General features: G+C 76.5%; 1 protein-coding gene. It reads right to left on the bottom strand.

What is annotated here, in order from left to right; translation table 11 throughout:
* Positions 1-595, bottom strand: a 595-nt coding sequence (locus tag SM447_RS29470; RefSeq protein WP_474576131.1) for a GNAT family N-acetyltransferase, incomplete at its 3' end; no start/stop codon positions are given.
* Between the last annotated feature and the right edge of the window lie 14 nt (positions 596-609).

The following is a 609-nucleotide window of genomic DNA, read 5'->3' as shown; positions in this document are numbered from 1 at the left end:
GGGCGAACGCGGCCAGCGCCGACAGGTCGCCCGGCTCCGCCCGGCGCACCGTCACGCCCTGCTCCGCCAGCCGGTGTTCGCCGGCCTCCGTCGAGCGCAGGGCCGGCGAGTCGTCGTACGACAGGTCCGCCGTCATGTTCCACGCGGTGCGGTCCTGCTGGAAGCCCAGCGCGAGCGCGGCGCAGACCGCGGGGGTGTACCGCACGTCGATGCCGGGCCAGCCGTAGTGCGGCGGGTTGCCGGCGAGCAGCACCTCGGCGGCGCCCAGGCCGGCGAGCCGCCGCTGCACCGCGCTCAGGAGCGCCCGGCCGGCCCCCCGGCGGCGGTGCTCCGGCGCCACGGCGACCAGGTCGACGTGCCCGAGCCGTTCGTCCGCCGTCGACATCGAGCCGATCAGGGCACCGACCAGGTTCGCCCCTCGGTACGCGCCGAGGGCGACCACCGGGCGGTCCGCGGTCGCCCGGGTCCAGAGCGTGGCCACGAGAGCGTCCGACTCGGCCGCGTCCTCCGGCAGGTCCAGCGACCGTTCGCAGAGCCGTACGACGTCCGGCGCCAGCGCGGGGGTCAGGTCGACGACGGTGATCTCTGCGTCCATGGTGGCCGACCCTA

The sequence above is a fragment of the Micromonospora aridisoli genome (assembly GCF_056150025.1).
This window is presented reverse-complemented; position numbering and strand designations above follow the sequence as displayed.